The organism is Microbispora catharanthi (genome assembly GCF_006334915.2).
Classification (GTDB): domain Bacteria; phylum Actinomycetota; class Actinomycetes; order Streptosporangiales; family Streptosporangiaceae; genus Microbispora; species Microbispora catharanthi.
The window spans coordinates 1-3,138 of record NZ_VDMA02000061.1; the positions used below are offsets into that span (position 1 = coordinate 1).

Annotated in this window: 3 protein-coding genes; all 3 read right to left on the reverse strand. The window is 66.7% G+C overall.

All coding sequences use genetic code 11. From position 1 onward, the window contains the following. The coding region (locus FH610_RS45825) for a Clp protease N-terminal domain-containing protein (protein WP_139578418.1) at nucleotides 1-125 on the reverse strand (125 nt) is incomplete at its 3' end. 477 nt (nucleotides 126-602) lie between these two features. Further along, entirely contained in the window at nucleotides 603-950 is a 348-nt protein-coding gene (locus FH610_RS42520; protein ID WP_139580912.1) for a histone-like nucleoid-structuring protein Lsr2, read from the reverse strand. A 1,298-nt stretch (nucleotides 951-2,248) separates the two neighbouring features. Then, on the reverse strand, nucleotides 2,249-3,138 hold an 890-nt coding region (locus tag FH610_RS42525), incomplete at its 5' end, for an RDD family protein (protein ID WP_139580913.1).

A 3,138-nucleotide genomic window follows, 5' to 3' on the forward strand; every position in this document is an offset into this window, starting at 1 on the left:
TCACCCTCATGGATCAAACCAAGAAGAATGTGCTCAGTGCCGATGTAGTTGTGGTTGAGCATCCGAGCCTCTTCCTGGGCCAGGACGACAACCCGCCGCGCACGGTCGGTGAACCTCTCGAACATCTCGTCGCTCCTCACAGAGCGGTCAGGCGAGCGCGGGAGATCCGGCCCGTCGTTCCGCATGGTAGCCCCGACCCAGCAAGCCGCTCCTTGGCAGAAGGGTTCCCCAAGCGCAGGGCGTTCATGCTCTATCCAACCCCCTGCTGGGGGTGACATGTTCCCGATACGCCGCAAGCGAACGAGGTTTTAAGGGAGCGCAAACACAATCGCGCGGTTATGCGATCGTCAGGTCCTCCGACGACCGCCATAACCGCGCGATCAAGGTGCGAGTTAGGAAGTGTCCCGCAGATCTTGCCGTAGCGAGGATCGTCCAGGCGGATGCATCGCGAAGCGGAGGAGGAGCCAATAGCGGAGCTATTGGCGCCTACTCCGGGCCCCGCGGTGGTTCCGAGCCTGCGAGGAATCCTCGCGGGTAGGGCGACAACGCGGCGAGGCGCCGCCCGGGCGACCGCGGTAGGCAGGAGATCTAAGGGTCACGACCTAGTGCGCGTCCTCGTACGCCTGGACGATCGAGGCGGCAATGCGGCCGCGCTCGCTCACGGGGTGTCCGTGAGCCTTCGCCCAGGCACGGATCTCCGCGCTCTTCTCGCGGGTCATGGCTCGCTGGCCCCCACCGCCCGCACCGCCACGACGGCGCCCACGGGCCTGCCCGCTGTCCGCGCGCCGCGCGCTGCCGACGAAAGGCGACAGGGCCTCGCGAAGCCGCTTCGCGTTGCCGTCGCTCAGGTCAATCTCATATGACGTGCCGTCAATCGCGAAGGTGACCGTCTCATTGGCCTCGCCGCCATCGAGATCGTCGATGAGAATCACCTGCGTGTGCTTGGCCATCCGGCAATCCTTTCGCAGCCCATAGTTTGATTCGTCAGCCAAACATATACCCGGTTTCCCCTGGCTGACAATTCATGATTGCGGATTCTCAGGAACCTCTGAGTCCGGTGACTTCTCGCGTGGCTCCCGTGCCGTGCGGAGGCCCGCCGCGTCGGAACGTACCAACTTTACGATGCCGTAGACGACCGCGCCGGCGACGACCACGGAAGGTATCAAGGCGGACAATACCTCTGTCATTCTGCCTCGCTCGTGCCGGGGGTGTCATTAGGTGCACCCGAGGAAATTCCGAGGACGTGGCAAGGCTGCCGGCCTCTTGCCGGGCCGGGCGCCCTGATACGACCATAGCGCCGGGAGGGACCAGGCGCGCCTTCCGGGGGTGCCCCTGGAGGGCTGGGGTAATCCTCGTCTCTCCAGCGGCCTTACCGGATGCACTCGAAATCGTACCCAGAATGCCGACCCCGGCGGTCACCGATCCTGGGCCGTCCCGCCGTTTCAGCCGCTTGCGCGCTTCCCGGGCGACGGCGGGCGGCCGGGCCGCGCGCCTCCCGGTTCTGCCCGGCGCGCGCCGTAGCCGCAGGTGAGCGGCTTGCCGACCAGGACGAACAGGCACGGACGGACAAGTGTGAAGCGGCAAACACGTCCTGCGGAAAAGGCCGGACCGGGGACGTACCGCCGTTGAAGAGCTCGGCTGAAACGAGGCGCCCGCGTCACGGCGGCCGGATCTTCAGAAGGGGCCCGGCAGCCTTCTCGTACGGCGCGCACGCCTCGTGGGATATACGCGCAAGCAGATCGCCACCGCCTGGAAGCCTCGTAAAAAGAGAGGACCGGCCGGTTGCATCAAGATCGACGGGCAGGTGGTCTGAAGATCGAAAAAAGGAGCGGGGGCACAATCCCGTGGACGGCCCGGGCGGCCGCGGCGTCAGAGTTTCCCACGGCCAAACGATCCCCGCATTCCGCGGACGCCGCCTGCGGCCGGGTCGAGCGGGTGGGCTTCCGGGAGCGCCATAAGGCCCTGTGCGGCTCCATACGGCCCCATAAGCGCCCCTGACGGTTCCTTAAGCCGCCCGTGGACGGATATGACCCGGGGGGCGGCGGGGGCGAGTCTTAAGGATTGGCGCCGGGGGCGGTCTCGCGGTCATTGGGCACCTCTCGGGACGGTGAACCCAAGCATGGCATGCCCGGGAGGCCCCGCAAGGATTTTCCGTCACAGCCGGGTGAGCGGACGGTGCGGACGCGGCCATAGCGACCCATAGAAAAACGGGGCCGATGGTCCGTTCCATCGACCCCGTCCGTCGTCGTTACTTGACCTTGACCACCACGGTGTTGGCGACCTTGTCATGCAGCGCCTGATGCAAGGGCTTGTCCCACAACAGCCACAGCACGTTCAGAAGAGAGGCGATGCTCGCGAGGTAGCTGATAACGGGAATCCACTGCAGGAACTCGAAACCGTAGAACACGCCGGCGCGCTTGAGCGCGGCGTCCTGGGGAAGCCCGCCCGCGTCGAGAGTGCCGCCGACCTGAACGACCTTGATGCCCATGACTTTCTTGCCGAGCGTCTGCCCCTGCGCCCGCAGCATGAGGAATTCATAGGCGACCATGACGAGGCCGCCCAGGATCGCCGTGAGCAGTGACGCCAGGAAGTAACCGCTTCCGGGGTTGTAAACCCCGCTCGTGATGTCGATGCTCGCGTTGGTGACGACGATCCCCGTGATCACGAGCGTGATGATCGCGAAGGGAATGCCGACGATCACGCCGTCGATGATGCGGGCGACGAGGCGCTGCCACCACTCCGCGAGCGGAGCCGGGGCGCCGGGCGGAACCGGCCCCGCGGCCCCGTACGGCTGGCCGTAGCCGGGCTGACCATAGCCCTGCTGGCCATACTGCTGCTGCCCGTAACCGGGCTGCTGGCCGTACCCCTGCTGAGGGGCCGGCTGGGCGTACTGCTGCTGCCCGTACTGATCCTGGCCGTACTGCTGCTGGCCGTAGCCCTGCTGCTGGCTCTGCTGGGCGCCGTAGCCCTGCTGCGGGCCGGTCTGGCCGTAACCCTGCTGGCCCTGCTGGGCGCCATAGCCCTGCTGCTGGCCGTAGTCCTGGGGGCCGGTCTGCTGGCCGTAGCCGCCCTGGGACGTCTGGCCATACTGCTGCTGGCCCTGCTGGGCGCCGTAGCCCTGCTGCGGGCCGGTCTGGC

Bases quoted from the DNA above. Each gene is read 5' to 3' on its own strand.
- FH610_RS42520 (WP_139580912.1), bottom strand. From the start codon at position 950: ATGGCCAAGCACACGCAGGTGATTCTCATCGACGATCTCGATGGCGGC.